18 protein-coding genes and 3 pseudogenes are annotated in these 26,855 nt (G+C 74.0%); 10 read left to right on the top strand and 11 right to left on the bottom strand.

The features are described from left to right. Positions 1–85: 85 nt before the first annotated feature. The 4 genes and pseudogenes from OJ254_RS03110 to OJ254_RS03095 all read right to left on the bottom strand — a co-directional run bounded on the left by OJ254_RS03110 (position 86) and on the right by OJ254_RS03095 (position 3,767). Entirely contained in the window at positions 86–922 is an 837-nt protein-coding gene (locus OJ254_RS03110) for an SCO6745 family protein (RefSeq protein WP_265361148.1), read from the bottom strand. A 371-nt stretch (positions 923–1,293) separates the two neighbouring features. Further along, a complete protein-coding gene (locus OJ254_RS03105; RefSeq protein WP_265361147.1) occupies positions 1,294–2,448 on the bottom strand; it encodes a PadR family transcriptional regulator in 1,155 nt (384 codons plus the stop codon). Between the two features lie 2 nt (positions 2,449–2,450). Next, positions 2,451–3,325 (bottom strand): annotated as a pseudogene (locus OJ254_RS03100) (DUF4097 family beta strand repeat-containing protein). A 262-nt stretch (positions 3,326–3,587) separates the two neighbouring features. Further along, entirely contained in the window at positions 3,588–3,767 is a 180-nt protein-coding gene (locus OJ254_RS03095; protein WP_030415955.1) for a DUF6104 family protein, read from the bottom strand. Positions 3,768–3,919: 152 nt separating this feature from the next. Here OJ254_RS03095 and OJ254_RS03090 point away from each other — a divergent pair, with 152 nt between their 5' ends. The 3 genes and pseudogenes from OJ254_RS03090 to OJ254_RS03080 all read left to right on the top strand — a co-directional run bounded on the left by OJ254_RS03090 (position 3,920) and on the right by OJ254_RS03080 (position 7,948). Next, positions 3,920–4,381 (top strand): CU044_2847 family protein, encoded by a 462-nt coding sequence (locus tag OJ254_RS03090; RefSeq protein WP_265361146.1) that lies wholly within the window; start codon positions 3,920–3,922, stop codon positions 4,379–4,381. Further along, positions 4,381–6,561, top strand: a complete 2,181-nt coding sequence (locus OJ254_RS03085) for a VMAP-C domain-containing protein (protein WP_265361145.1) — start codon at positions 4,381–4,383, stop codon at positions 6,559–6,561. Before OJ254_RS03090 ends, OJ254_RS03085 begins: the two co-directional genes overlap by 1 nt. A gap of 324 nt (positions 6,562–6,885) precedes the next feature. Next, positions 6,886–7,948: pseudogene (locus tag OJ254_RS03080) on the top strand (AAA family ATPase). 269 nt (positions 7,949–8,217) lie between these two features. On the opposite strand, the gene OJ254_RS03075 reads toward OJ254_RS03080, so the two are convergent. Continuing rightward, entirely contained in the window at positions 8,218–8,715 is a 498-nt protein-coding gene (locus tag OJ254_RS03075) for a hypothetical protein (protein ID WP_265365387.1), read from the bottom strand. Between OJ254_RS03075 and OJ254_RS03070 the strand changes: the two genes are divergently transcribed. The 5 genes from OJ254_RS03070 to OJ254_RS31870 all read left to right on the top strand — a co-directional run bounded on the left by OJ254_RS03070 (position 8,628) and on the right by OJ254_RS31870 (position 16,239). Then, the gene (locus tag OJ254_RS03070) at positions 8,628–11,489 is read left to right on the top strand and encodes an SAV_2336 N-terminal domain-related protein (RefSeq protein WP_265361144.1); all 2,862 of its coding nucleotides are present in this window, start codon (positions 8,628–8,630) and stop codon (positions 11,487–11,489) included. The two genes, OJ254_RS03075 and OJ254_RS03070, sit on opposite strands and share 88 nt — an antisense overlap. A 104-nt stretch (positions 11,490–11,593) precedes the next feature. After that, positions 11,594–11,833 carry a YxD-tail cyclophane-containing RiPP peptide gene (locus tag OJ254_RS03065; protein WP_265361143.1) on the top strand — a complete coding sequence of 80 codons (240 nt, stop codon included), beginning with the start codon at positions 11,594–11,596 and terminating at the stop codon, positions 11,831–11,833. Positions 11,834–11,967: 134 nt separating this feature from the next. Then, the gene (locus tag OJ254_RS03060) at positions 11,968–13,143 is read left to right on the top strand and encodes an FxsB family cyclophane-forming radical SAM/SPASM peptide maturase (protein ID WP_265361141.1); all 1,176 of its coding nucleotides are present in this window, start codon (positions 11,968–11,970) and stop codon (positions 13,141–13,143) included. Between the two features lie 91 nt (positions 13,144–13,234). Then, positions 13,235–15,898, top strand: coding sequence for an FxSxx-COOH system tetratricopeptide repeat protein (fxsT, locus tag OJ254_RS03055; protein WP_481004111.1), 2,664 nt, complete (start codon positions 13,235–13,237; stop codon positions 15,896–15,898). Next, on the top strand, positions 15,805–16,239 hold the full coding sequence (locus OJ254_RS31870; RefSeq protein ID WP_481005511.1) for a tetratricopeptide repeat protein: 435 nt from the start codon (positions 15,805–15,807) through the stop codon (positions 16,237–16,239). The genes fxsT and OJ254_RS31870 overlap by 94 nt, the downstream gene beginning before the upstream one ends. A 71-nt stretch (positions 16,240–16,310) precedes the next feature. Here OJ254_RS31870 and OJ254_RS03050 read toward each other — a convergent pair whose 3' ends face one another. From OJ254_RS03050 to OJ254_RS03035, 4 genes and pseudogenes are all read right to left on the bottom strand, one after another. Then, entirely contained in the window at positions 16,311–20,153 is a 3,843-nt protein-coding gene (locus OJ254_RS03050; protein WP_265361139.1) for a multifunctional oxoglutarate decarboxylase/oxoglutarate dehydrogenase thiamine pyrophosphate-binding subunit/dihydrolipoyllysine-residue succinyltransferase subunit, read from the bottom strand. A gap of 250 nt (positions 20,154–20,403) precedes the next feature. After that, on the bottom strand, positions 20,404–21,564 hold the full coding sequence (locus tag OJ254_RS03045; RefSeq protein WP_265361138.1) for a HAMP domain-containing sensor histidine kinase: 1,161 nt from the start codon (positions 21,562–21,564) through the stop codon (positions 20,404–20,406). Further along, positions 21,561–22,302, bottom strand: a pseudogene (locus OJ254_RS03040) (response regulator transcription factor). The gene OJ254_RS03045 and the pseudogene OJ254_RS03040 overlap by 4 nt, the downstream one beginning before the upstream one ends. 73 nt (positions 22,303–22,375) lie before the next feature. After that, positions 22,376–23,194 carry a spermidine synthase family protein gene (locus OJ254_RS03035; protein WP_265361135.1) on the bottom strand — a complete coding sequence of 273 codons (819 nt, stop codon included), beginning with the start codon at positions 23,192–23,194 and terminating at the stop codon, positions 22,376–22,378. Positions 23,195–23,567: 373 nt separating this feature from the next. On the opposite strand from OJ254_RS03035, the gene OJ254_RS03030 reads away from it, so the two are divergent. Further along, positions 23,568–24,419, top strand: a complete 852-nt coding sequence (locus tag OJ254_RS03030; protein ID WP_265365024.1) for a rhomboid-like protein — start codon at positions 23,568–23,570, stop codon at positions 24,417–24,419. A 199-nt stretch (positions 24,420–24,618) separates the two neighbouring features. Here the strand turns inward: OJ254_RS03030 and OJ254_RS03025 are convergent, their stop codons facing one another. Together OJ254_RS03025 and OJ254_RS03020 are read right to left on the bottom strand one after the other, a co-directional pair. After that, the gene (locus tag OJ254_RS03025) at positions 24,619–25,173 is read right to left on the bottom strand and encodes a hypothetical protein (protein WP_265361133.1); all 555 of its coding nucleotides are present in this window, start codon (positions 25,171–25,173) and stop codon (positions 24,619–24,621) included. Positions 25,174–25,182: 9 nt separating this feature from the next. After that, positions 25,183–25,803 carry a YfbM family protein gene (locus tag OJ254_RS03020; protein ID WP_341483554.1) on the bottom strand — a complete coding sequence of 207 codons (621 nt, stop codon included), beginning with the start codon at positions 25,801–25,803 and terminating at the stop codon, positions 25,183–25,185. 206 nt (positions 25,804–26,009) lie between these two features. Here OJ254_RS03020 and OJ254_RS03015 point away from each other — a divergent pair, with 206 nt between their 5' ends. After that, positions 26,010–26,834, top strand: coding sequence for a pentapeptide repeat-containing protein (locus tag OJ254_RS03015; RefSeq protein ID WP_265365023.1), 825 nt, complete (start codon positions 26,010–26,012; stop codon positions 26,832–26,834). The last annotated feature ends 21 nt before the right edge of the window (positions 26,835–26,855 follow it).

Here is a 26,855-nt window from a genome sequence, read left to right as displayed (position 1 = left end):
GTGGGAGGCGCCGCAAAGCGCACAACGGCGAGACGACCCGCGGCGGGAGAGACGGCTACGTGCGGGGCGCCGCAAAGCGCAACCGTCACGGCGCTGCAGCCGAGTACGTGGGCGGTGGAAGAGCAAGGCGCAGAAGGTGGGCCAAGCGGTCGGCGCGGGAGTGGCCCAGGGCGCGCCAGGGGCCGGCCGCAAGGCGGTCCGTCAGGCGCTCGATCGCCCCGTGCTCCTCGCGGCCGCGTTCCGTCGCGGTGCCGTCCGGGGCGATCCAGCCGCGCGCGGCGAGGCGATGGCGGGCGTCGCTCCATTCCCGTGCGCTCCAGCCGCGCCCGGCGAACTCGGTGTCGGTCGCGGCCCCGATCGCCGTGACCGACACCAGGGCTTCGCACGGGTCCAGCCCGCACGTCAGCAGCGCCGCCACATGGCCGTCGCCACGGTGCTCCCGGATGACGGTGGCCGCCTGCCAGAGGACCAGGTGGGGGGCCTCCGGCCAGGGCAGGTCGCGGTTGGCGGCGGCCAGCGGGCGGCCGGCCGGACCGGCGTTCTCGGCGGCCTGGCGGGCGAGCCGGGCCGCCTCCGTGAGCTGCGCGGTGTCCAGCCGGCCGTGGATGAGGGCGGTCAGTGCGCGGTCCATGGCCAGCAGCCGGGCATCCAGCACCTTGGCCGGTTCGGCGACCGTCCAGATCTGCGGGACGTGCCGGGCGACCAGGCGCGGGCTGAAGGTGTAGTACGTGGCGGTCACCAGCTCGGGTCCGGCGGCGCCGAGGGGAGCCGTCCGCCAGGCGAAGTAGCTGGGCCAGCGGGAGGCGACGTCGTATCCGAGGTCCGCCGCGACCTGACGGGCCTCGGGCGCGACGTACAGCATGGCGTGCAGTGGCTCCAGCAGATGCCACATCCGGCGGGCGACCGAAAGGTATTCCGACATCGCGTTACCTCATGGGCTACGGGTGCGCGCAGACAGGGAGTTGACCGGGGCCGGTCCGGAGGGGCCGGGGCGCGGCCGCCGGCCGGCGGCGTGGGGAGGGGTCCGTCGGAACCCCGTGCCGGACGAAAAGCCGTGCGAAATAGTGACTTCCCCGATTACGGCGCGTGAATCCAGCGCGCAGAAGGCAACTCTCTGTAGTTGTCGGTGAGTTGAGGACGTACTGCGGGCCTGGTGGGCCCGGTGGGTGGCGGTGTGCGGCGGGGGTCGCTTTCGGCCGTGGGTGGTAAGTGGGCGGCGGCGGGCTCCCGGGGCCGGTGTTCCGGCAAGCCTGGGCGCGCCGCCGCCGTGGGACTCGGGTGGGCGTCGGCGGGCTACCGCTCCGGGGCCGTGGTGGGCGGGTGCTGGTCCGGGTGCCGGAGCAGGGCGCCGATGTGGGCGGCGGCGGCCGACAGGCGGCGGCGCGACTCGCTGAACTGCTCCGGCGTGACGCCGTGGTCGCGGGCGGCGTCCCGCAGGTCGTCGCGGAAGCGGTCCAGCAGCCGGTCGAAGTCGCGGGCCGGGTCACCGCTGACCGGCTCCTTCGCCCACGCGGGGGCGGGGGGCGCCGCGGACGCGGTGGGCTCCTGGGGGTGCTCGGTGTCCTCCTTGGCGAGGTCGATCCGTTCGACCGTCACCTCGGCGCCGTCGCCGGGGGCGGCCGGTCCGGCGGGGCGGTCCCCGGCGGGCCGTTCGCCGGTGAACCGGCCGACCTCGCGGGACATCTCGGAGAGCGCCTCCCGGATCGCGCCCGACCAGTCGCCCGTCCGCACCGCGCCCTGGGCCTGGTCCTGGACGTGCTTGATGACCCGCTGGATCTCCTCGCGCGCGAAGACCTGTGCCTCCCGGGCCTGCTTACGGGCGCGCTGGGCGTCCTGCCGGGCCCGCTTGCTCTCCTCCTTGGCCCGCCGGGCCTGTTCCTTCCACTCCTCCTTGGCGCGCCGGAACTCCTCCTTCGCCTGCCGCCAGGCCTCCTTGTCGCCGAACGCGGCGTCGAAATAGTCCGAGGCCTCCGGGAACGGCCGTCCGGCGCCGCCGCGTCCGGCGCCCCCCGGGGTGCCGTTCTTCGCGCCGCCACGCCCGCCCCCCGCGGACGCGCCCGCGCGGGCCTGCTGGGCGGCCTCGCGCATCTCGCGGCGCAGGTCGCGCGCCGAGCCGTTCACGTCCTCGCGGATGTCGGAGGCCAGCGCGGCGACCGACTCCCTTATCTCCATTTCCAGATCGGCCAGTTCGCCGCCGCGGTCGGCGAGCTCGGCCCGTCCGGCGTCGGTGATCGAATAGACCTTGCGGCCGCCCTCGGTCGCGTGCGTCACCAGGCCCTCGGCCTCCAGCTTGGCCAGCCGCGGGTAGACCGTGCCGGCGGAGGGGGCGTAGAGGCCCTGGAAGCGCTCCTCCAGGAGGCGGATGATCTCGTAGCCGTGCCGCGGGGCCTCGTCCAGCAGCTTGAGGAGATACAGGCGCAGGCGGCCATGGGCGAAGACGGGGGGCATGCTCAGAGCACCTTCTTCTCGGCGGGCGGGTCGGCGGGGGAGTCCTCGTAGGCGGGGCGGCGCAGCAGGGCCAGTCCGCCGGAGATCGTGGTGACCTTGAGGCGGCCGGTGCCCGCGCCCAGCGAGCCGGTGATCCTCTTGGCGCCCCACTGGCCGCTGACCCGGAGGTCGTCGAAGGCGTTGGAGACCGTGCCGGTCGTGGTGTTGGCATCGACCCTGGCGTCGGCCGGGTCGGGCAGCCGGATGGCGACCTCGCCGGAGACCGTGGTGAGGGTGATGTCGGCGCCCTTGCCGGGGTCGAGGTCCAGGACCATGTCGCCGCTGACGGAGTCCGCGCGCACCGCCTCGCCCGCGCCGTCGATCACCGTCAGATCGCCCGAGACGGAGTTGAACCGCAGGTCCCCCTGGAGCGACTGCACCTCGACGTCGCCGGAGACCGTGTCGGCCCGCACCCGCCGGTCAGGCCGACCAGCGTGATGTCGCCGGAGATTCCGCGGACGTCCGTGCGCCCCGAGATCCCGGAGACCACCGCGCTGGCGCCGATCACCCCGACCTCGACCCGGGTGCCGGCCGGCACCGCCACCGAGACCACCGCGCTGCGCTGCCACCCCTTGCGGTCGAGGAACTTCATGAACCCCTTCCAGGGCAGGTCCTCGTACGCGACGGAGAGGGTGCCGTCGTCGAAGGAGACGGACAGGGGCGGGCCGTTCAGCTCGCTGACCTCCAGGCGCGGGGGGCTGCCGTCGGAGGTGCCGACGACGTTGACCGTGCCGCCCACCAGGCGGACGTTGAGCCCGCGGACGGAGTCCGGGATCTCCAGCGTGCGTGGGGCGGTCACCTCGATCGGGTTCTGCGACCACGCGGTCCGGGCTGACATTCCTGGCCTCCCCTGGATAGCCGTGCAACGCAACATATCGCGTCCTCAACAGACACGATATATCGCGGCTTCGGGAAGTCAAGCGGCCCCGACCCTGACCCGTCCCCTACTCGCCCCCTACGTCATCCCTGGTCTTCGACCCTGGTCATCGACCCGGTTCTTCGTCCCTTCGGCGTCCTCGCGCCGTACGGTCATGGCGGTCGTGCCCGTGCCGTACGGCGCCCCCGCCCCGCTGCTCCTCGCCGCTCCTCCTGCTCGTCCGCTACTCGTCGTCCTCGTCGTCCAGCCGCGCCAGCCAGGTGGCCAGCCGCTCCACCGGAACCTCGAAGTCCGGGTTCAGGTCGACGAACGTGCGCAGCTGATCGGCCACCCACGCGAGGGTGACCTCCTCCTCGCCGCGCCGGTTCTCCAGCTCCTCGATGCCACGGTCAGTGAAATACACGCGCTCTCCACCAGGGGTCATGGGTCATTCCCGGCCAGGATAGGCAGGCCCACGGACCTCTCGCGCCCCAGCCGCCCGGGGGCTAGCCTGATCACCTGTCAGCGGTCCTGCGGCAATCGGGGAATTGCCGTCCAGGGGGAGCGGAGGCCGTGATGCAAGATCGCGCACAGCGCATCGAACTGCCCGACGGGACGGAGGTCTGGGCCCGGGTCTCCCGGCTGGACGCCCCCGGGCTCGACGGGACGGACCCCCTGCACGGGGACGAGGACGGGGACTTCGAGGACGTCGGCGCCTGGGACGCGCTGGGCGCCCGGGTCGAGGGGCTCCGCGAGGTCATCGGCGGGGTCGCCGCCAGCGTCCGCCAGGCCACCGCACGGGTCGCGCCGCACGAGACCAGCGTGACCTTCGGCGTGGAACTGTCCGCGAAACCGGGCAAGGCGATCGCCCTGCTCGCCGACGGGGAGGCCAAGGCCAACCTCTCCGTCACCCTCACCTGGCGGCAGGACCGGCAGGACGGCCGGGACCGGCAGGACCACGACGGGGGCGCGCCGGCGGGCGCACCGCAGGCGGAACCTCCGGCCGGCCGCCGGGAGCCCGATGACGCGGGCCGCTGATGGCGGCCGCCGAGCAACGCACCGGTGACCGCGCCCGGTACGCCCAGCTCCTGGAGCACGCCGGCCGCACCACCGTCGCCCTGCGCGCGGCGCCGGGCGCGGCCGACGCCCGGCTGTGGGGCAGCGGGGTGCTGATCGCCCCTGGATGGGTGCTGACCTGCGCACACGTCCTCGCGGCGAGCGACGGGCGGCGCCGCGAAACCGGTCCGGAGGGGGTCTTCGGGGTGGCGTTCGGCGGCCGGGTGGAGCCCGCGCGCCTGGTGTACGACCTGAGCCGGCCCGCCCCGGAGGCAGGCCCCGGCGCGGCCCGCGCCGATCTCGCCCTGGTGCGGCTGCTCGACCCGGAGGCCGACCATCCGTGCGCCTGGCTGAGCGACCAGCCGGCGACGCTCCTGGAGGACGCCTACATCTTCCGCGGGCACGACCGGTCGGGCGGGGCGGACGGTCCGGACGTGCCGGGGGGCCGCGACCGGCCGGACGGACCCGAGCGGCCCGCCGCCGGGAAACGCGTACTACGTGAGTCGGCGGTGCGCGGGCCGGCCGGGGCGCCGGGCCCGTCGGCCGCCGTGGACCCGTTCATCGCCGTCCGCTTCGGTGCCCGGGACGCCCGGGGGCTCCAGTTCGGCAGCGATGTCCGGGTCAGCCCCGGGGCGTCCGGCGGGCCGCTGATCGACTGTGACCGCGGCGAGGTCGTCGGCATCGTCAAGGGCCGCCACCAGCAGGACCACGTCGGCCTCGCGGTGCCGGTCACCGCGCTGCGCGGGCTGGGCCCGGAGCATCTGGTGGCCGGCGCCGAAGGGCTCGGGCCCGAGCCGTACCACGCGCTGATGGGGCTGCACGACCGCTGGCACTGGACCGGACAGGACCTCGCCCGGGCCGGCGGGCCCACCTGGTTCGACGCCCAGCACGCCGTCATGGCGGGCCGCGGCCGCCTCTGGGGCGTCCAGGAACGGCTGCAGGCCCTGGACCTGCTCGCCCGGCTGCCGGCACCGCGCGACCCGCTGCTCGTCGAGGCGGCGGTCGACGAGGCGCTGGAGCGCGGTGCACGGCCCGGCGCCTGGTCGCTGCGCACCTGGCGGGACGGGCACGGCGCGCTCTATCAGGGCAGCGACCCGTACACGGAGCTGCGCGCCTTCGTGCACTACCTGCGGATCGTGGCCCAGCGGACCGCCGACGAGGTGCGGGACGTACCGGGCGAGGAGGCCGCCGCGGTCCGCGAAGGGACCGCCAGGCTCGCGGAGTTCGTCCAGGCCAAGGCGGTCGTCCTGCAGCCGCAGGACCGCCGCCGGATCGGCCCGGTGCGCCGCCGCCCGCGCTCCGTCCTCGTCGAGTTCGAGCCGCTCTTCTACGACGAGAACGGCCATGAGCTCTACAACTGGTCGGTCAGCGAGGGCTACGGCCGGGGGCAGTGGCTGCGGGTGGACGTCCAGGAGTCGGCCGGCGGGGTGCCGTTCGAGGAGGCGCGCGAGCAGGTGCTGCGCGGGCTCGGCGGCCGGCTGCTGCGGGCCGACGGGGACGCCGGGCCGGGCGCCCGGGTGCGCCTGGAGGTCGCCGTCCCCGAAGGGCGCTGGCACACCGCCGCCGGCCGGTGGGAGGTCGCCGCGTCGACCCGGCGCACCGCCCGGCGGCGGCCGGTGGGTCCCGGCCGTGCCGTGGTCCTGCGGGACCAGGGCCGGCGCGAGGAGGTCGATCCGGCCTGGCTGCGCCGCTGGCAGGGCATGACCGCCGCCCCCGCGCTGACGGCGTTGCGGATCCCGCCCACGGGCGCCGGCGTGCGCCCCGGTGGCTCCGCCGAAACGATCTGGCGGCTGTTGGAGACGGCGGAGGACGGGGCGCTGCCCGCACTGTGCCGGACGGTCGCCGACGGGTTCGGCCGGGACGCGGTCGGGGTGGCCCTGGACACCGGCTTCCCGGCCGGGCTGTGGCCGGCCCGCGGCCACGGCGAGGACCGGGAGTGCGACGCCGGCTGCGAGGAATTCCACCGCGGCGTACGGGAGTTGCTCCAGGGCTCGGGTGGTCTGGTCCGGCTCCCCGAACTCGTCCGGCAGCTGCGCGCCAAGGCCGCCGAGGCGGCGGAGGAGGGCAGTCACTGGGCCCGGGACCTGATCCTCCTCTACGACGACCCGGAGGACCCGCTGCCCCCGCTCTTCCCGGACCGGCCCCAGGTGTCCCCGGGGTGAGCGGGGGAGCGCACGACCGCGTGCGCCGGGCGGCTGATGCCGTGCCCCGGTTCCGTGCCCCCGCCCGGCGCGCAGCGCCCCGCCCGCGACCCGCGAGACCGGAAACCGCCCCGTGCGCTTCCGTAGGGATGGGTACTGTCATAGCTTCGTGGAAGACTTGTTCGTGGACGATGTGGCGCAACGACCCGACAGCGGACGGCAGTTCGGCGTGGCCGGGGTGCGTGCGCGTGACGATGTGAGCGGGACGACGTGAGGCGCGCCGCGCGGTGGGCGCGATGACGTGACCGAAGGTACCGACCCGGTCCGGCGACGAGGAGTTCCGACGTGAGCGACTGGCTCATCTACCGTGGCGCGGGAGCACCGCACGACGGCATTGAGCACCTTCCGCCGCCACCCCCTTGGCGTGATTTCGACGGCGGCCCCCTCGTGGCGCCGCCGGCCGCACTCGACCCCGCCTCCGAGCGCAGGCTCGGCGTGCAGTACCGCGAGGCCAGCCACCACCGCCCCGGCGAGACCGAGCGCGAGCTGGTCAACGCCGCGCTCTACCTGCGCCGGCCGCTGCTGGTGACCGGCGCCCCGGGCAGCGGCAAGAGCACCCTCGCGCATTCGGTCGCGTACGAACTCGGCCTCGGCCGGGTGCTCAGCTGGCCGGTGGTCAGCCGCAGCACGCTCCGCGACGGCCTGTACGACTACGACGCCATCGGCCGGCTCCAGGACCTCCAGATCGCCCGCGCCGCCCCGTCGCCCGCCGCGGACGGCGCCGCCGGAGGGCCGGCGACGAGGACGGCACCGGCGAACCGGGCGGCGGGATCGGCCGCTACATCCGCCTCGGCCCGCTGGGCACGGCCCTGTTGCCGGCCGCCCGGCCCCGGGTGCTGCTCGTCGACGAGCTCGACAAGAGCGACATCGACCTGCCCAACGACCTCCTCAACGTCCTGGAGGAAGGGGAGTTCCGGATTCCGGAGCTGGAGCGGCTGGCCGGATCCGCGCCCGAGGTGGAGGTGCTCACCGACGACGGTGCACGGGTGACGGTCCGCGGCGGCCGGGTGCGCTGCCACGCCTTCCCTTCATCGTCCTCACCAGCAACGGGGAGCGCGACTTCCCGGCGCCCCTGCTGCGCCGCTGCATCCACCTCCACATCCCGGCGCCCGACAAGGAGCGGCTGGCCGCCATGGTGCGGGCCCACTTCGGCGAGGGCGCGGCCGAGCGCTACGCATCCGTGATCGACCGCTTCCTGGACCGCGAGCCCGGTGACGTGCGCGCCGTCGACCAGCTCTTCAACGCCATCCACCTCACCCAGAAGGCCGGCTGGACGGACCAGGACGAGGAGGAGACCCGGCGGCGACTGACGGCGGAGCTGATGCGGCCGCTCGATCGGACGAGGTGAGTGCGGTGCCCCTCGGGGAGCCCGGTCCAGGTCCCCTCGACGAGCTCGTCGCCCGGCTGACCGCGGCGGGACTGCCGCCCGATGCCCGCGGCATGGCCGACGCCCTCTGGCTCGCCCAGTGGATCACCCCGGATCCGTCCCGTGCCGACGGGACGGACGGGGACGGCGGGACGGGAGGGGCCGACGGCGCCGACGGGGCCGGAGAGGCCCGTGCCGACGGCCGTCCCGACCGTGCGGATCCGGCCACTTTCCGGGTGGGTCCTCCCGCGTCACCGGGTCTGACGGGCGCGAAGGGAGCATCGTCCGAGGGCGACGGCTCCCCGGACCCGGCAGCCGACGGGGCCGCGTCCGCCGCCGCCCTCCGGGAGGCGGCCCGGCGCCGCGTCGCGGAGCTGCTGCCCGCCCGGCACGAGCACGGCACCGACCCGGACCACCACCGCCTCGGCGAGGTCGCGGTCCCGATCGCCTCCGCGTTCCCCGGACTCCTGCCGCTGCAGCGCGCCCTGCGGCCGGTCCAGCGGTACCGCCCGCCGGCCGCGCCGGTCCGCCGCAAGCTGGACGAGCGGGCCACCGCCGAACTCTCCGCGCACGCCGAGATGGTCATCCCGGTACTGCGCGGGGTGCACCGCCGCACGGCCGGGCTCCGGCTGCTGATGGACGGCTCGTCCTCGATGGCCGTATGGGAGCAGATGCTGCACGACCTGCGCCAGGTCTGCGAGCGGGTGGGCGCCTTCCGGGACGTCACGGTCCACTACCTCCATCCGCACGGCGCGGACGTCGGCGTCGCCGCGACCCCGGCCCCGGCCGTCCGCTGCGCCCCGCCGACCAGCTGCACGACCCGACGGGCCACCACCTCACCCTCGTCGTCAGCGACTGCGCCGGCCCCCTCTGGCGCGACGGCCGGATGCAGCGGCTGCTCTACCGCTGGGCGGCCGACGCCCCGCTCGCCGTGGTCCAGCCGCTGCCGCAGCGGATGTGGGGGCGGACGCTGCTGCCCGCCGTCGCCGGCACCCTGGTCCGGCGCCAGGGCCCGTACCAAGCCCTCGACTTCCGGCCCGCCCGGCGCCGTCGCCGGCCCGCTCCGCCACCGGGCACGGAGACCGAGCCGCCGCGCGAGCGGGCCGTCCCGGTGCTCGCCGCCACCCCGTCCGCGCTGGGCTCCTGGGCCCGGCTGGCCGCCGCGGAGCCCGGTCTCTCGCTGCGCGGCGCGGCCTCCGTCGTCCGCGCCGACCACGGCGCCGAACCGCGCTCCGGGCCGCCGCCCGCGCCCGGGAGCGGCGAACCCTCCCGGATGGTCCGGGAGTTCGACCAGCAGGCGTCGCCGGCCGCCCGGCTGCTCGCGGTGCACCTCTCCGCCGTGCCGCTCGCGCTGCCCGTCATCCAGCTCGTCCAGCGCGCGATGCTGCCCCAGACCGGGCCGGCCGAGCTGGCCGAGGTGCTGCTGAGCGGACTGGTCGTGCAGGTGCCGCCGGAGGACTTCCCGCCGGGGGAGCGCAGCCCGGGCGCCGGCCTCCCGGAGGAGCGGCTCGCGGCGACCGGCCCCTGGTACGACTTCGTGCCCGGTGTACGGGACGCACTGCTCGCCCGGCTGAGCGCGGGTGAGGCTGCGCTGGTGCTCAAGCACTGCTCGCTCTACATCGAGCGCACCTTCGGCCGCAGCGCGCGCAATTTTCCGGCGGTCGCGGTGGCCATGCTCTCCGGCAGCGGCCGGGAGCCGGAGACCGGACAGCGGGCGGTGCCCGAACCGTTCGCCCGGGTCTCCGAACGCGTCCTGCGCCGCTTCGAACCGGCGCTGCGCCCGCCCGACCGGCGGCCGTACGCCTCCGACGGACCGGCGGCGGACGGCGCCGCCCTCCTGGAGCGCTACGAACAGGACCGCGCCGTCCGCGACCTGATCGCGGCGGTCCGGCTGCTGCGGGCCGCCGCGGAACGCCTCCCGCCGGCCGGCACGGACCTCGCCCGGGCGCTGCTGCACGCCTGGGCGGAATGGCGCCAGCCGGACGCCCTGGAGGAGGCGGAACGGGCGGTGCGCGCGGCGGAACGCGCCCTGGGGGCGGCGGCCCCCGCGGACACCGCGGAAGGCGACGGCTCTCGGGACGGCACCGGGGGCGACGACGCCGCTGCGGCCGAGCGGACCCGGGTGCTGATCGTGCTCGGCCGGGTCGCCCACGCCCGCGCCCGGGAGCGCCGTGCCGCCGGTGACCCGGCCGGGGAGCGCACCGCGCTCGCCGAGGCCGCCCGCCGACTGGACGCCGCCTGCGGGCTGATGAGCCTGCTCGACCCCCGGGTCCTGGAGAGCATGGTGCTGCGCACCGAGGTCCTGCGCCGGCTGGCCGCCCTGCCGGAGACGGCCGTCCCGGAGCCCGCCGCGACCCCGTCGTCGGCCGGCAGCACCGGTCCGGACGGTCCCCCGGCACAGCCGCTCCCCCCGGACCCGCTCGACGAGGCGGAGCGCTCCCTCACCACACTCCTCGACCACTGGCCCAGCGGGGAGCAGGTCCCCGGCGAGGTCTACGCCGCCCGCGGCGGGGTGCTGCTCGACCAGGCCCGCCGGGCCGCCGCCGGCCGGCCCGAAGCGCCCGGCGCGGCCCGTCCCGCCGAGGTGCTCGCGGTGCGCGCCGCCGACGACCTCGACACCGCCACCGTCCTGCTGCGCCGCCGCGGCGGCGACGCCGACCGCCTGGTGTGCGAGACACTGCTCGACCTGGCGGCGGCCCGCCGGCTGGGCGGCGGCGCGGGGCTGCCGTCGGTGCTCCCCACCCTGGAGCGGGCCCGGGCGCTCGCGCGGTCCCTCGGCGACGCGGCGCTGGAGGCCGACAGCCTGCGCCGGATCGCCGCGGCCCAGCGCGCCGTTCATACCCGTACCGGCGCGCTCGCGGCCCTGGACGCGGCGATCGACGCGCTCGCCGCCGCGCTCCGGCTGACCGCCCCGGACACCCCCGCGCACAGCTCGCTGCTCGCCGAACGGGGTGCCGCGCTGCTGCTGCGGGCCCGCCAGGAGCCGGCCGAGGAGCCCGGCCGGCGGCTGGCCGACGAGGCGGTGCACGTCCTGCGCGAGGCGCTGGCCAGGGTCGCGCCGCAGGACCCCGATCTCGGCAGTCACCGGCTGCTGTTCGGGCGGGCGCTGCGGCTGCGCCACGAGCGCCGGCCCTCGGTCGCCGATCTGCACGAGGCCGACTGGATCCTGGAACTGGCCGCCCGGGGCGCCGGGGTGCCGGACGTAGTGTGTGCCGAGGCGTGGATCGAGGTCGGGGACGTGCAGCTGCTGCTGGACCGCCGGTTCGGCTCCCGCGAGCGCCACGACCGCGCCGCGGCCTGCTACCGCCGCGCCGCCGAGGCCGCCGGCCGGGCCGGCAGCGCCCTGCTGGCCGCCCGCGCCCACCACCGCCGGGGCGAGGTCCTCGAAGTCACCGCCGGCCCCCGCTCCGCGCTCCAGGCCTACCGCGAGAGCTGGGAACACTGGCAGCGCACCGCCGCCGACCCCGGCCCCGAGGCGCAGCGCACCCGCGCCCGCATGCGCGCCCTCGAATCCCCCGCCTGAGCCCCCGGCACCCCCGGCCGGCCGCCCGGCCGCCGCCGCCCGCACGTGTTTCCGTGGACAGGAGTCCGGGAACACCCCCGTCCAGCCGGCCAGAGGAGAGCAGCGTGGCGAACACCCCCCGCACCGAACCGGCTGCGGCCGCCCCGCCCGGGCCGTCGGCCGAGCCGCTGCCGGATTTCGCGGCGGTCGATGTGGGTGCGTTGTCCGAGCTGACGTCCCATCCGGTGCTCCGGGAAGTGGCGGGCCTGCTGCTCCGCAATTGGCTGCCGGAGGACGAGGCGGTGGCCTATTACGACGACGGCCCTTCCCATGTGGGCCTGCGGCGCTCTCCCCGCAACGATTGATTCTGGGCAATAGGTTAAAGAATTCAGCCAGTTATCGATCGGAATTGATTGCTTTTTCCGGGCTGAGCCAGACATGGAGCAGCGGGCGTCGACGGGTGTCCAGGGAACCGCGACCCAGGCAGGGGGGCGGCGTCGTGGTGCGCAGAACCGACCGGGGCACCGCGGCCCCCTTCCGGCAATTCGTGCTCAAGCTGCACAGCCGGTGCAATCTGGCCTGCACGTACTGCTACCTCTACACCGGTCCGGACCGCAGCTGGCAGAGCCGGCCGCTGACCGTCCGGCCGGACACCGTGCGCCAGACCGCCCACCGGATCGCCGAACACGTCAGCGCCCACCACCTCCCCGACATCCGCATCGATCTGCACGGTGGGGAGCCGCTGCTCACCGGGCCGGGCCCGCTCCTGGAACAGGCGCAGGCCATCCGCGCGGCGGTGCCCGCGTACTGCGCGGTGAGCTTCGGTGTCCAGACCAACGGCACCCTCCTCACCGCCGCCGGCCTGAACACCCTGGCCGACGCGGGATTCCTGGTCGGGCTCAGCCTGGACGGCGGCACCGCCGGGCTGAACCACCGCCGGGTCGACCACGCGGGCCGGCCCTCCTGGCCCGCAGCCGCCCGTGCGGCCCGGCTGCTGGCCGCCCGGCCCGACGCGTTCGCCGGCATCCTCTGCACCATCGACCCCGCCACCGACCCCGGGCAGGTCCACCGGAGCCTTCGCGCCCTGTCCCCGCCGATGCTCGACTTCCTGCTGCCGCACGCCAACTGGTCCAGCCCGCCGGCCCCGCCGCCCCGCCCCGCGGGCCCCACACCGTACGGTGACTGGCTCTGCACGGTCTTCGACCTGTGGTGGGACGAGCCGGCGCCCGGGCCCCGGATACGGCTCTTCACCGAGATCATCGGGCTGCTCCTGGGGCGGCCCAGCTCCACCGAGGCGGTCGGACTGTCGCCCGTGGTCGCCCTGGTGGTGGACACCGACGGCGCCATCGAGCAGGTGGACTCGCTCAAGTCCGCGTACGACGGCGCCGCCGCCACCGGTCTGGACGTCTTCCGGCACAGCTTCGACCAGGCCCTCGCCCACCCCGGTCTGGCGGCCCGGCAACAGGGCCTGGCCGGCCTCGGCGAGCAGTGCCGGGCCTGCCCGCTGGTGACGGTCTGCGGGGGCGGCAACTACGCCCACCGCTACCGCGACGCCGACAGCGGCTTCCGCAACCCGTCCGTCTACTGCGCCGACCTGGAGCGGCTGATCCGCCACGTCGCAAGCCGGATGAACGCCGCGCTGACACCCAACTGGCGGCGTGCCGACATGACCTGACGCACAGTCGGCGAATCGGTGCACACTTGGGTTATCGTGCCAGCCAGCTCGCGCATGCTCGACGCACCGCTTATCGCAGGGAGACGGTCGCATGGCTGATCAGACCGGTTCCGCCGGCTCCGCAGACCACGTCACGATCAGTTATGCGGGCTTCGCCAGGCCCTGGGCCGCCTGGCTCTCGCACCAGCTGGAGCAGCTGAACTACCGCACGACCCTGCTGCGCTGGGACCCCCGGGCGGACACCGCGCTGGCCGAGGAACTGTCCGGCCTGCTGCAGGCCGAGGGCCGGCTCCTGATGGTGCTGGACGACTGGTACTTCCGGCTGGGCCCCAAGACCCAGGACGAATGGACCACCGCACTGCGCGAGGTGGTGCAGCCGCACGCCGACCGGTTCGCGGCGGTGAGCGTCGCGACCCAGAGCCTGCCCGCCACGGCCTCCCTGCTGCGGCCCGCCGACCTCCGGGACCTCGACGCCCGCGAGGCCAACCGCCGGGTACTGAACCGGCTCGGCGTCACCGCCACGCTCCCGCCGGGGCACGAGCCGGGCCCCGGAGCACCGCGCTTCCCGAACGACCCGCCCGAGGTCTGGAACATTCCCCGCCGCAACAACCGCTTCACCGGCCGGGACAACGTCCTCGAAGAACTCCACAACAGGCTGGCCGGCTCCGGAGCCGCCGGTTCCGACCCGCCGCAGGAGACCCGGATCGCGCTGTACGGCATCTCCGGCGTCGGCAAGAGCCAGATCGCGGCCGAGTACGCGCACCGGTTCGGCAACGACTACGACGTGGTGTGGTGGATCAGCGCCACCCACCGCGGCGCGGCGCGCGAGCAGCTCGCCGAGCTGGCCTCCCGGCTCGGCCTGCCGGTCGGCCAGGAGATCGGCGACCGGATCAGGGCGGTGCACGAGGCACTGCGCACCGGACGCCCCTACCGCCGCTGGCTGCTGATCTTCGACAGCGCCGACGACATGGAGCAGATCGAGGACCTCGTCCCGGACGGCCGGGGCCATGTCCTGATCACCACGCTCACCCGTGACTGGTCCGGCTCCGGCAGCGCCCAGGAGATCGAGGTGCTGCCCTTCACCCGGGTCGAGAGCGTCGCCTACGCCCGGCGCCGCGCCCCGCGGCTGACGCCCAGGGACGCCGACGACCTGGCGGACGCGGTGCAGGACCTGCCCCTGCTGCTGGCGCAGACCGCGGCCTGGCTGGACGCCAACCCGATGCCGCCCAGGGAGTACATCGAACTGATCCGGCGGGGCGAGCCCAGTCTCGTCGGGATCCGCATCTCCACCGACTACCCGATGGCCTTCCAGACCAGTTGGGCCATAACCCTCAACACCCTCCGGGAACGCAGCCCGGCCGCGGTCGAACTCCTCAAACTGTTCGCCTTCTTCGCGCCGGACGCCATCCCGGTGCCCAAACTGGCCAAGGCCCGCCGCGGCGACCTGCCCGAGCACCTGGCCGATCTCGCCGCCGAACCGATCAGCTGGAACACCGCGCTCCGCCGGCTGACCGAGTCCACCGCGGTACGCCTCGACTACCAGAACTCCCAGGACTCCGACCCGGCCGTCGAAACCGCGCAGATGCACCGGCTCTACCACCGCTTCCTGCGCAGCGACATGTCCGAGGACGAACGCGACAAGCTGTCCGCGACGGCCTGCCGGGTGCTGGTCTCGGCCGATCCCCAGAACCCGTTCGACACCCGCGAGTGGGACCGCTACGCCGAGCTCATCCCGCACCTGGAGCCGGCCGGCGCGCTGGACAGCGCCGAACCCGCGGTCCAGGGCCTGGTCATCAACTGCGTCGAATACCTCCGGGTGCGCGGCGAGTACCGCATGGGCCTGCGGCTGTGCGAACAGTTCATGTTCCGCTGGAAGAACCGGCTCGCGCCCACCCACCGCACCATGCTCGTGCTGACCCACCAGCACGCCAACATGCTGCGCCGGCTGGGCCGGTACCGCGAGGCGGAGGCGGTCGGCAGCGCGATCGTGGACGAGCTGGAGACCGAACGCGGCGAGGCCGATGCCGATCTGCTGCGGGCCAAGGACGGCCTGGCCGGCACGCTGATGACCCTCGGCGCCTACGAACGGGCCTGCGCCCTCTTCGAGGAGGTCGCCGGCCGGTACACCGAGTTGCTCGGCCCGGAAGCACCGCGCGCGGTCGCCTCCCGCAACAACCTCGCCATCGCCCTGGGCCTGCTCGGGCGCTACGAGAAGGCGCTGGTCCTGCTCCGCGAGGTGGTCACGATCCGCGAGCGCGAGCTGCGCGCCCGCCACCACCTCACGCTCGGCACCGGCACCCTCTACGCCCGGATGCTGCGGCTGACCGGACGGTACCGCGACGCCCTCTCCCGCCAGGAGCTGAACGCCCGGCTGCACCGCCAGGTCATGGGACGCCACACCCCGCAGAGCCTCCGGGCCGAGCACAACCTCGCCCTGTGCATGCGCCGTATGGGCGAGACCGCGCAGGCCGAGGCACTGCTGCCGGACGTGGTCGAACGCAGCAAGCGGGTCCTGGGCGCACGGCACCCGGACACCCTCATGATGATGGCCGATCACGCCACGTTCCTGCGCGAACACGGCGACCTCGGACGGGCCCGGGACCTGGCCGAGGAGGTGGCCGAACGCTACCGCGCCCTGGTCGGGGCCAGCACCCGTACGCCCTGGGCACGCTGGGCAACGTCGGGCTCGTCCGGTCGGAATTCGGCGAGCACGCCCAGGCCCTGGCCCTCGCGGCGGAAGCGCTCGCCGGGATGACCGCGGCGGTGGGCCCGGACCACCCCTGGACCCTGGGATGCGCCCTGAACGCGGCCGCGGCCCGCAACCGCGCCGACGACGAGGAAGGCGCCGTCGAGCTCGGCCAGGACATCGTGCGGCGGGCCACGGAAGTGCTCGGCGACACCCATCCGCTGACCCTGTCCGCCAAGACCGCGCTCGCCGACGACCTGCGGGCCCTGCGCCGCGCCAGGGACGCCGCGAAACTGGAGCAGGAGGCCGTCCAGCAGCTCATCGAGACCCTGGGCGCCGAACACCCCCACACCGTCTCGGCCCGGCGCCGGCGCCGGCCGTACTGGGACTTCGAGCCCCAGCCCGTCTGACCGGAGCAGGCGGAAGGGCCCGCCCCCGAGGGGACGGGCCCTTCCGCTGCTGCCTGTCGGTCCGGTGACGCCTACGCGTCGAAGACCTCCGCGACCAGCTGGGCCTGCTCGGCCTGGTGGCGCTTGGCGGAGCCGACGGCCGGGGACGAGGAGTGCGGGCGCGAGATGCGCCGCAGCCGCTCGCCGTGCGGGACGTCGGCACCGACCGCCAGGTCGAGGTGGTCGATCAGGTTGAGGCCGAGGAACGGCCAGGCACCCTGGTTCGCCGGCTCTTCCTGCGCCCACAGGTACTTCTCGGCGTTCGGGAACTTGGCGATCTCCGCCTGGAGCTCCTTGCCGGGCAGCGGGTAGAGCCGCTCGATGCGGACGATCGCGGTGTCGTCCGCGCCCCGCTTCTGCCGCTCGGCGTCCAGGTCGTAGTAGACCTTGCCGGAGCAGAAGACGACCTTGCGGACGTTCTCGGGCTTGACCGTGGAGTCGCCGATCACCGGACGGAAGCCGCCCGAGGTGAACTCCTCCGTCTTCGACGCCGCGGCCTTCAGACGCAGCATCGACTTCGGGGTGAAGACGATGAGCGGCTTGTGGTGCGGGTTGTGCACCTGCCAGCGCAGCAGGTGGAAGTAGTTGGAGGGCAGCGTCGGCATCGCCACGGTCATGTTGTTCTGCGCGCAGAGCTGCAGGAACCGCTCGATCCGGGCCGAGGAGTGGTCCGGGCCCTGGCCCTCGTAGCCGTGCGGCAGGAGGAGGGTGACGCCGGAGGTCTGGCCCCACTTCTGCTCGGCCGAGGAGATGAACTCGTCGACGACGGTCTGCGCGCCGTTGACGAAGTCACCGAACTGGGCCTCCCACATGACCAGCGCCTCGGGGCGGGCCAGCGAGTAGCCGTACTCGAAGCCCATCGCCGCGTACTCGCTCAGCAGCGAGTCGTAGACGTTGAAGCGGGCCTGGTCCTCGGAGAGGTAGAGCAGCGGGGTGTAGTCCTCGCCGGTCTCGCGGTCGATGAGCACCGCGTGCCGCTGGCCGAACGTGCCGCGGCGGGAGTCCTGGCCGGCGAGCCGGACCGGGGTGCCCTCCATCAGCAGCGAACCGACGGCGAGGGTCTCGCCCATGCCCCAGTCGATCGCGTTGTCCTCGACCTGGGCCGCGCGGCGCTGCAGCTGGGGCAGCAGACGCGGGTGCACGGTGATGTGCTCGGGGATGTTGACCTGCGACTCGGCGATCCGCTTGACGACCTCCTGGGAGATCGCGGTGTCGACGAAGACCGGGAACTCCGCCTTGGGCTGCGGCACCTCGGGGGCGGCCGGAGCCGTCGTGGCGTCGCGGACCTCGGTGAAGACCTTCTCCAGCTGTCCCTGGAAGTCCTGGAGCGCCTGCTCCGCCTCTTCGAGGGTGATGTCGCCACGGCCGATCAGCGACTCGGTGTAGAGCTTGCGCACCGAGCGCTTCTTGTCGATCAGGTCGTACATCAGCGGCTGGGTGAAGGCCGGGTTGTCCGACTCGTTGTGGCCGCGGCGGCGGTAGCAGATGAGGTCGATGACCACGTCCTTGTTGAACGCCTGGCGGAACTCGAAGGCCAGACGGGCGACGCGGACGACGGCCTCGGGGTCGTCACCGTTCACGTGGAAGATCGGCGCCTCGATCATGCGGGCCACGTCGGTGGCGTACATGGAGGAGCGCGACGACTCCGGGGCGGCGGTGAAGCCGACCTGGTTGTTGATGACGACGTGCACCGTGCCGCCGGTGCGGTAGCCGCGCAGCTGCGACATGTTCAGCGTCTCGGCGACCACGCCCTGGCCGGCGAACGCCGCGTCACCGTGCAGCTGGATCGGCAGGACGGTGAAGTCCGTGCCGCCCTTGTTGATGATGTCCTGCTTGGCGCGCGCGACACCCTCGACGACCGGGTCCACGGCCTCCAGGTGGGAGGGGTTGGCGGTCAGCGAGACCTTGATCTGCTCGCCGTCCAGGCCGGTGAAGGTGCCCTCGGCGCCCAGGTGGTACTTCACGTCGCCGGAGCCGTGCATCGACTTCGGGTCGAGGTTGCCCTCGAACTCGCGGAAGATCTGCGCGTAGGACTTGCCGACGATGTTGGCGAGGACGTTGAGGCGGCCGCGGTGGGCCATGCCGATGACGACCTCGTCCAGCCGCGACTCGGCCGCGGAGTCGATGACCGCGTCCAGCAGCGGGATGACGGACTCGCCGCCCTCCAGCGAGAAGCGCTTCTGGCCGACGTACTTGGTCTGCAGGAACGTCTCGAACGCCTCGGCGGAGTTCAGCCGGCGCAGGATGCGCAGCTGCTCCTCGCGCTCGGGCGACTTGTGCTGACGCTCGACCCGGTCCTGGATCCACTTGCGCTGCTTGGGGTCCTGGATGTGCATGAACTCGATGCCGGTGGTGCGGCAGTACGAGTCGCGCAGCACGCCCAGGATGTCGCGCAGCTTCATCATGGACTTGCCGGAGAAGCCGCCGACCGCGAACTCCCGCTCCAGGTCCCACAGGGTGAGGCCGTGCTCGGTGATGTCCAGGTCGGGGTGCTTGCGCTGGTGGTACTCCAGCGGGTCGGTGTCGGCCATGACGTGGCCGCGGACCCGGTAGGAGTGGATCAGCTCGAAGACCCGTGCGGCCTTGGTGACGTCGTCGTCGTGCGACGCGTCGATGTCGCGCATCCAGCGGATCGGCTCGTACGGGATCCGCAGCGACTTGAAGATCTCGTCGTAGAAGTCGTTCTCGCCGAGCAGCAGCTGGCTCATGATGCGCAGGAACTCGCCGGAGGCGGCGCCCTGGATCACGCGGTGGTCATAGGTGCTGGTCAGCGTCATGACCTTGGAGATGCCCATCTTGTTCAGGGCGTCCTGCGAGGTGCCCTGGAACTCGGCGGGGTAGTCCATCGCGCCGACGCCCATGATCATCGACTGGCCGGGCATCAGGCGCGGCACGGAGTGGACCGTACCGATGCCGCCGGGGTTGGTCAGCGACGCGGTGACTCCGGTGAAGTCGTCCATCGTCAGCTTGTTGTCCCGGGCCCGGCGGACGATGTCCTCGTAGGCCTGCCAGAACTCGAAGAACGAGAGCGTCTCGGCCTTCTTGATGGCGGCGACGACCAGCTGGCGCTCGCCGTTCGGCTTCACCAGGTCGATGGCCAGGCCGAGGTTGACGTGCTCGGGCTTGACCAGGGTCGGCTTGCCGTCCTTCTGCGCGAAGGAGTAGTTCATCGACGGCATGGCCTTGAGGGCCTGCACCATCGCGTACCCGATGAGGTGGGTGAAGGAGACCTTCCCGCCCCGGGCGCGCTTGAGGTGGTTGTTGATGACGATGCGGTTGTCGAAGAGCAGCTTCACCGGGACCGCGCGGACGGACGTGGCCGTCGGCAGCTCCAGGGAGGCGTTCATGTTCTTCGCAACGGCGGCCGACGGGCCGCGCAGGGTGACGAACTCGGGACCGGCGGCCGGGGCCTCGCCGTCGGCCGCCACAGTGCGCGCGGCGCCAGCCGCTCCGGTGGAGCCGGTGCTTGCACCGGACGGCTTCGGCGCGGGCTTCGCGGCGGCGGCCTTGGCCTCGGCGGCCTTGGCCGGCGCGGGCTTGGCGGGGGCCGGGGCGCTCGCGGCCGGGGTGGCCGGCGCGGCGGCGGGCTTCGGCCCGTCCGCGGCCGGGGCCGCGGGGGACGACTGGGCCGGGGCGGCCCCGGCGGGGGCGGGGGCCTCCGCCGGCGTGCTCGGCGCGGTGGCGCCGCCCGGCTTGTAGTCGGCGAAGAAGTCCCACCAGGCTCGGTCTACCGAGTTCGGGTCCTGGAGGTACTGCTGGTAGATCTCATCGACGAGCCACTCATTGGGGCCGAAGGCAGCAGCAGGGCTCTTGCCCTGCCCCGCTTGATCGGCCTCGTTAGAGATGCTCGAAGTGTTGGGGGACTGTAGCGACACGGCGGCAACCGCCCTCTTCCGCTTCCTAAGGTGGTGGACAGCGGGAATAAAGGCTACGCCTCTTGTGACCTTTGGTGCAGTCCGGGAGGGCCACTCGTCGCGCACGTCACATTCACCGAAGGGTTTCAGGGCATGACTTGGCGGGAAACACACGAAGTTTGCCCGCGTGCGGGTAGCACTCACCGGCGTCGCACCCACGGGGTGAGTGCTCCTACCACCGACCCTACGCCAGCGACCGTCCGTACGGTCGTCAGCTCCGTGATGACTCCTGCCCCGGAAGAGTGACCCGGATTCGGCAACCCCGTGCCGATTCGGCCACGCCGATCCGGCCGCCGTGCAGGTCCACCGCCCAGCGGGCGATCGCCAGGCCCAGGCCCGTACCGCCGTCCGTCCCCGGGCCCGAGGGGCCGGGACCGCCGCGGTTGAAGCGCTCGAAGACCCGGTAGCGCTCCGACTCCGGGATGCCGGGGCCCTCGTCCTGCACCTCCAGCTCCAGGCCCCCCGGGCTCTCGCCGCGCCGGGCACGCACGGTGACCCGGCCGTGCCGGGGACTGTGCTTGATCGCGTTGTCGATGAGATTCGCCACGACCTGGTGCAGCCGCTCCGCGTCCGCGTACGCGGTCAGCTCCGGCGGCGAGACGTCGAGGTGCAGATGGACGTCCGTACGGGTGTGGGTGCCGGAGCCGGTCACCCCGGAGAGGGTGGAGGCGCCGCGGCTCATGTTGGCCTCCTTGAGCACCCCGGACAGATACGGCCAGACCTCGAAGCGCCGGGTGTGCAGCGGCACCACGCCGTTGTCCAGCCGCGACAGGTCGAGGAGGTGCTCGACCAGGCGGCCCAGCCGCTCGGTCTGCTTCAGGGCGGTCCGCATCGTCTCGGGGTCGGGCTCGCAGACGCCGTCGACGACGTTCTCCAGCACGGCCCGCAGCGCGGCGATCGGCGTGCGCAGCTCGTGCGAGACATTGGCCACCAGCTCCTTGCGGTGGGTGTCCACCGCTTCGAGGTCGGCCGCCATCCGGTTGAAGGCGTCGGCCAGGTCGCCGAACTCGTCGCGGCGGTCCGCGCGCACCCGGCGGGTGTAGTCACCGTGCGCCATCGCGCGGGTGACGTCCGTCATCTCGCCGAGCGGGGCGGTCAGGCTGTTCGCCACGAACTGGGTGATCAGCAGCGAGGCGATGATCGAGAAGATCGTGATCACCCGCAGCTCGGTCGCCGAGTGCATCGCGACGAACACGAGCAGGGTGGTGATGATCACCGAGACGCTGACCAGTGCGCCGAGCGCGGCCTTGACGGAGCGGTACGGGTCCAGCGGGCGCAGCGCCTCCCAGACCCGTTTTCCCAGCTCACGGACGGGGGTCCGCCACCACCGGCGTTTCGGCAGCGGCCAGGAACGCAGGCGCCAGGGGCTCATGCCGGCGGGGTCTCCAGGGCGTAGCCGACGCCGTGGACCGTACGGATCCGCTCGGCGCCGATCTTGCGGCGGAGTGCCTTGATGTGGCTGTCGACCGTACGGGTCCCGGAGGCGTCCGCCCAGTCCCACACCTCGGCCAGCAGCTGCTCGCGGGAGAGCACCGCGCGCGGGGTGTTCGCCAGGCAGACCAGCAGGTCGAACTCGGTCGGGGTCAGATGGACGTCGCTCCCGCGGACCCGGACCCGGCGCTGGGCGTGGTCGATCTCCAGCTCACCCAGTCGGAGGATGCCGCTGCGCGGGGTGTGCGCGGCCAGCGCGGCGCGCTCGACCCGGCGGAGCAGGACGTGCACCCGGGCGGCCAGCTCGCGCATGGAGAACGGCTTGGTCATGTAGTCGTCGGCGCCGACGCCGAGGCCGACCAGCATGTCCGTCTCGTCGTCCCGGGCGGTGAGCATCATCACCGGAACGGGGCGCTGGGCCTGGACCCGGCGGCAGACCTCCAGGCCGTCGAAGCCCGGCAGCATCACGTCCAGGACCAGCAGGTCGGGCTGCCAGGCCTCGGCGGTGTCCACCGCGGCCGGGCCGTCGGTGGCCGTCTGCACCTGGAAGCCCTCGGCGCGCAGTCTGGCCGCGATGGCTTCGACGATCGTGGGGTCGTCCTCCACCACCAGCACCCGGCGCTGGGCGCCCGGTGTGGCAGCGGCGGCGCCGCCCTGCGTTTGTCTGAGTCTGGTCCATCGCCCGCCCCTGCATGTTCCTGCGTGGTCGCGTCTTGCTGGGCAGCAGCGTACGGGCATGGTGTGACTGTCGGCTACGCACCCTTCCGAGCGAGGTGGACCACGTCGGGGACTCCTCGGACAACCGGGATCTCTTCCGTACGCACCCCCTGGAAACCGGCATTTCGCAACGCTTCCTCGAACGCCGGGGAGGGCTGCGCGGACCAGACGGCGAGTACCCCGCCCGGGGTGAGCCGGTCCCGGCAGGCGGCGAGGCCGGCGGGGGAGTAGAGGCCGTTGTTGTCCTCGGTGACGGTCCAGTCGGGGCCGTTGTCGATGTCGAGGCAGAGGGCGTCGTAGCGGACGGTATCGGCGCCGGCGGCGGAGGTCGGGTCGGTCCCCGTCCGGTCGGGGGACGCTTCGTCGGCGGGCGTCCCTTGGGCGTGCGGGCCGGCGGGGGTGCGGAGGTGGGCGACGAGGTCGGTGTGCAGGATCTCGCTGCGCGGGTCGGCCAGCGCCGCGGCCGAGATCGCGGACAGCGGGCCGGTCCGGTGCCAGTCGATGACCGCGGCCTCGCGTTCGACGACCGTGATCCGGCCCCAGCGCGGCTGCTCGGCCGCCCGGGCCAGCGAGAAGCCGACGCCCAGGCCGCCGATGAGGACGGCGGGCCGCTGCCGGCCGGCCGGCAGCTCGTGCAGCGCGGCGTCGACCAGCAGGCGCTCGGAGCGGCCGTCGGAGGTGTCCATCAGGAAGCAGCCGTTGGCGATGATCTCGTGGACGACGGGCGGGCCGCCCGGGGACCCGGCCCGTTCCCGCAGGACCACCTCGCCGTACGGGCCCTCGCGGCGGTCGAGCGTGCGTGGCGGCCCGGGGAGGTCGGACGGGGTCTGCGGCGGGGTAACGGGAGCAGCCATGCGGCCATGGTGGCCAAGAGGGGGCGTGGTGGTCCAACGGCTTATGGGGAGTCGTGGGGGCGAGGGAACGCGGCGTACGGGCGGGGTGGGGCGGCGGTCCGCGGTGGTCCCGGGGGCGGTGGCGCGGGTGGGTGGAGCGAGGCCCGATCGGGACCGGAGCGTCCCGTGACGGTTGCCTCGTGTGAGGCATCTCACTCTCACAGCTTCTTCATGGGTTGAGCGTGCAGGCTGGTCCGCGACGTTGTGCAGGGCGAGCGGACGTTGTGCACGGCGGAGCACTCACGCACGGCCCAGGAACCCCGGGCGTGGCTCGGTGGATGCGTCAGGACGGAAGGGGCCTCGGACCGTGAGCAGGCTGGGAACCGTCGGGGGAATGCAGGGGGAGCGGACGTCGGGCGGCCGGGCACCGGCCGGGAGCACCGGAGCGGACGGACCACCCGCCCTCCTGCCGGGCATCCCACGGCAGGGCACCGGCCGGGACACCGCGGCACCCGTGACCGTGGCGGATCCGGAGCCGGAGCCCGCTCCGCCGCGCGCCCGCCCGCGGCCCTGGCGGCTGCTGCTCGGCACCCCCTTCTCCGTCGGCTACGGCCTGCTGCTCGTGGCCACCTCGCTCTTCGCCGAGCACGCCGACCCGACCCTGGTCTCCCAGCTGCTCCAGGGCTCCAGCACGGACGTGGTGCACCTCGCGCAGGCCCCGCTGCTGGTGCTGGTCGCCAGCGCGCTCTGGGTCGCCGGCGGCCTGACCTCCGGTTACGCCCTCGGATTCCTGGTCGTACTGCCCGCGCTGGAACGGCGGATCGGGGGGCTGCGCACCGCCGCGGTCTTCTTCGGCGGGCATGCGCTGGCCACCCTCGCCACGGAGGTGCCGGTCGCCTTCACCGTCGCCGCCGGCGGGCTGCCGGAGAGCTCGCTGCACCGCCTCGACTACGGCATCAGCTTCGGCGTGATGACCTGCATCGGCGCGCTGGCCGGGGTGTTGCCGGCCTGGCTGCGCTGGCCGCTGCTGGGCGGCGCCGGCTGGCTCGCCGGCACCGCCCTGCTCGCCTACACCGACCCGATGACGGACTGGGGCCATCTGCTCTCGCTCCTCCTGGGCGTGGCGAGCTGGCCAGTGCTCCGCCGCTGGCTGGTCGTCCGGACCGGCCCCACCCCGCTCCTCGGCGACCTGGGCCACCCGGCCCTGCGGGCACATCCTGAACCGCGGGGAGTGTCCACGCCCTGAACGGCGGGGCGTGCCCGCACCCCGAATCGCGGGGCGCGGGCACCGCACCCTGAGCCGCGGTGCCCGCGCCCGCGCCGCACTCCGGGAGTGCGCGTCCGCGCCGAAGGAGATACGCCGCCTGCCGGGGCGCGCCTACGCACCGGCGCGCCGTGCGGCTACGGCACCGCCTGCCGCGCGGGCCCGGCCCGCCGTGGGCCAACTACGGCCGTACGGTGGACCGGTAGGTCTGCGCGATGGCGTAGGCGCAGCCGCCCAGCAGGGCGACGCCGGACAGGACGCCGCTGACGAACGGCACCCACACCACCGCGCGGGTCGCGGCCATTCCGAGTCCGGCCACGCCGAGCGCGGTGAGCGCCGTGCCCGGGACGGCGACCGAGCGCCGCTGCCAGACCGCGGCCAGCGCCATGAAGTGCAGCCCGACGATGAGCGCGATCCAGGCCACGGAGGTCTCGTCGGGGGCGCCCGCCCCGCGCAGCGCGACCCGGCCGCCGATCAGCAGCACCGCCTCGGCCGCCACCACGACCCCGAACTTCCCGCGGAACCAGTCCGCCCGGGGAGCCCCGTCCGCGTCCACCACGGGCCCGCCCCGGCGGCCCGCCAGCAGCGCCAGCGCCAGCAGGCCCGCGAAGGTGAGCACCGCGACCACGCGCAGGGTGACGCCGACGGCGGGGCTCAGTGGAGCGTGCGCGTTGGCGACCACGAAGACCGTCCCGAACAGTGCACCGATGAACACCCCGGACATCCGCTGCAACATGCCGCGAACCTAGCAGTCCTGACGTTTCGTGAGGAGCGTCCGGGCCGGCGGCGAGAGGCCGTTGCGGTGGCCGTGGCTGCTGGTCCGGTCGCGGCCGGCCCGGCCGTCGCGGCGGCGAACTGCCGCCCTACCCCAGCCACATGAGCATCGCGTCCCCCTTCTCCGCCGCCGCGCCGAAGAACGGCCGCAGGAGTGCGTAGTAATCGGTGACGTAGTCCAGCGACTCCCCCGCTCCCACACGATCGTCGGGTAGACCTCCGCCTTGGCCAGGTCCTCCGGGCCGACGCCGGCCGTCAGGCTCGACGCGGGTATCTCCGCGAGCGCCTCGGCCGCGGCCCGCACCCGCTCGGGGGTGAGGTAGCGCGGCGGGCCGTAGCCCCAGTCCTCGGCGTCCGGGACGGCTTCCTCGCCGTGCACGACGTCCACCGGGAATCCCGCGCGGCGCAGCAGGAATCCCAGCGCGTCCCAGCTCTTGTCGACGTCCAGGCAGCGCGCCCGCTCCGGCTCCGGCGCCGCCGCGGCCTCCGCCTCGCGCCGCCGGGCGACGAGCGCCAGCCCCCACTCCGGATCGCCGAGGACACGGGTGAGTTCGGCAGGTGTCACACGTGCGTACTCTCCGATCATGCTCATGTGACCGAGGCTACGGGCGACCACTGACAACGCCCCCGGCCTCGCCGCCCGGCAGAGCCCGGACCGCGGCCTGGAAGAATGGAGTCCCTTTCCGGGCGCCGCCGCGTACCGCGCCCGCCGGCCGCAGGAGTACCCGCATCGTGTCCCGAGACCGCACCGCCCGCCCGCTGCCCGACCCCGTCGCACCCGGCCGACAGAGCGCCGACCTGGGCCTGACGGCCGCCGACCGCGGCCTGACCGCCGACTGCGGCAGCTGCTTCGGGCTCTGCTGCGTCGCGCTGCCGTTCGCGCGCTCGGCGGACTTCGCGATCGACAAGGACGCCGGCCGGCCGTGCCCCAACCTCCAGGGCGACTTCCGCTGCGGCATCCACCGCGACCTGCGAAACCGCGGCTTCTCCGGCTGCACCGTCTTCGACTGCTTCGGCGCCGGGCAGAAGGTCTCCCAGGTCACCTTCGGCGGCGAGGACTGGCGGCAGGCGCCCGGTACGGCGCGGCAGATGTTCGACGTCTTCCCCGTCATGCGGCAGCTGCACGAACTCCTCTGGTACCTGTCCGAGGCGCTGACCCTGCCTGCGGCCCGCCCGGTCCACGACGACCTGCGCGCCGCGCTGGAGAAGACCGAGGCCCTCACCCGCGGCAGCGCGGAGGAGCTCGGCGCGCTGGACATGCCCGCCCACCGGGCCGAGGTCAACGTCCTGCTGCTGCGCACCAGCGAGCTCGTCCGGGCCCGGGTGCCCGGCCGGAAGAAGGAGCGGCGCGGCGCCGACCTGATGGGTGCCCGCCTCAGGGGTGCGGGGCTCCAGGGCGCCAACCTCCGCGGGGCGTACCTGATCGCCGCCGACCTCACCGGGGCGGACCTGCGGCGGGCCGACCTGATCGGCGCCGACCTGCGGGACGCCGACCTCAGCGGCGCCGATCTGACGGACGCCCTCTTCCTGACCCAGTCCCAACTGAACGCGGCCAAGGGCGATGCCGCCACCAAGCTCCCGTCCGGCCTGACCCGCCCCGGCCACTGGCGGCCCGCCGTCTGATCGCTCACAGCGAACGCGCGA

This window comes from Streptomyces endophytica (assembly GCF_026153355.1).
Lineage (GTDB): Bacteria > Actinomycetota > Actinomycetes > Streptomycetales > Streptomycetaceae > Streptomyces > Streptomyces endophytica.
The sequence above is the reverse complement of the archived record's forward strand: the minus strand, read 5'-3'. Positions and strand labels throughout refer to the sequence as shown.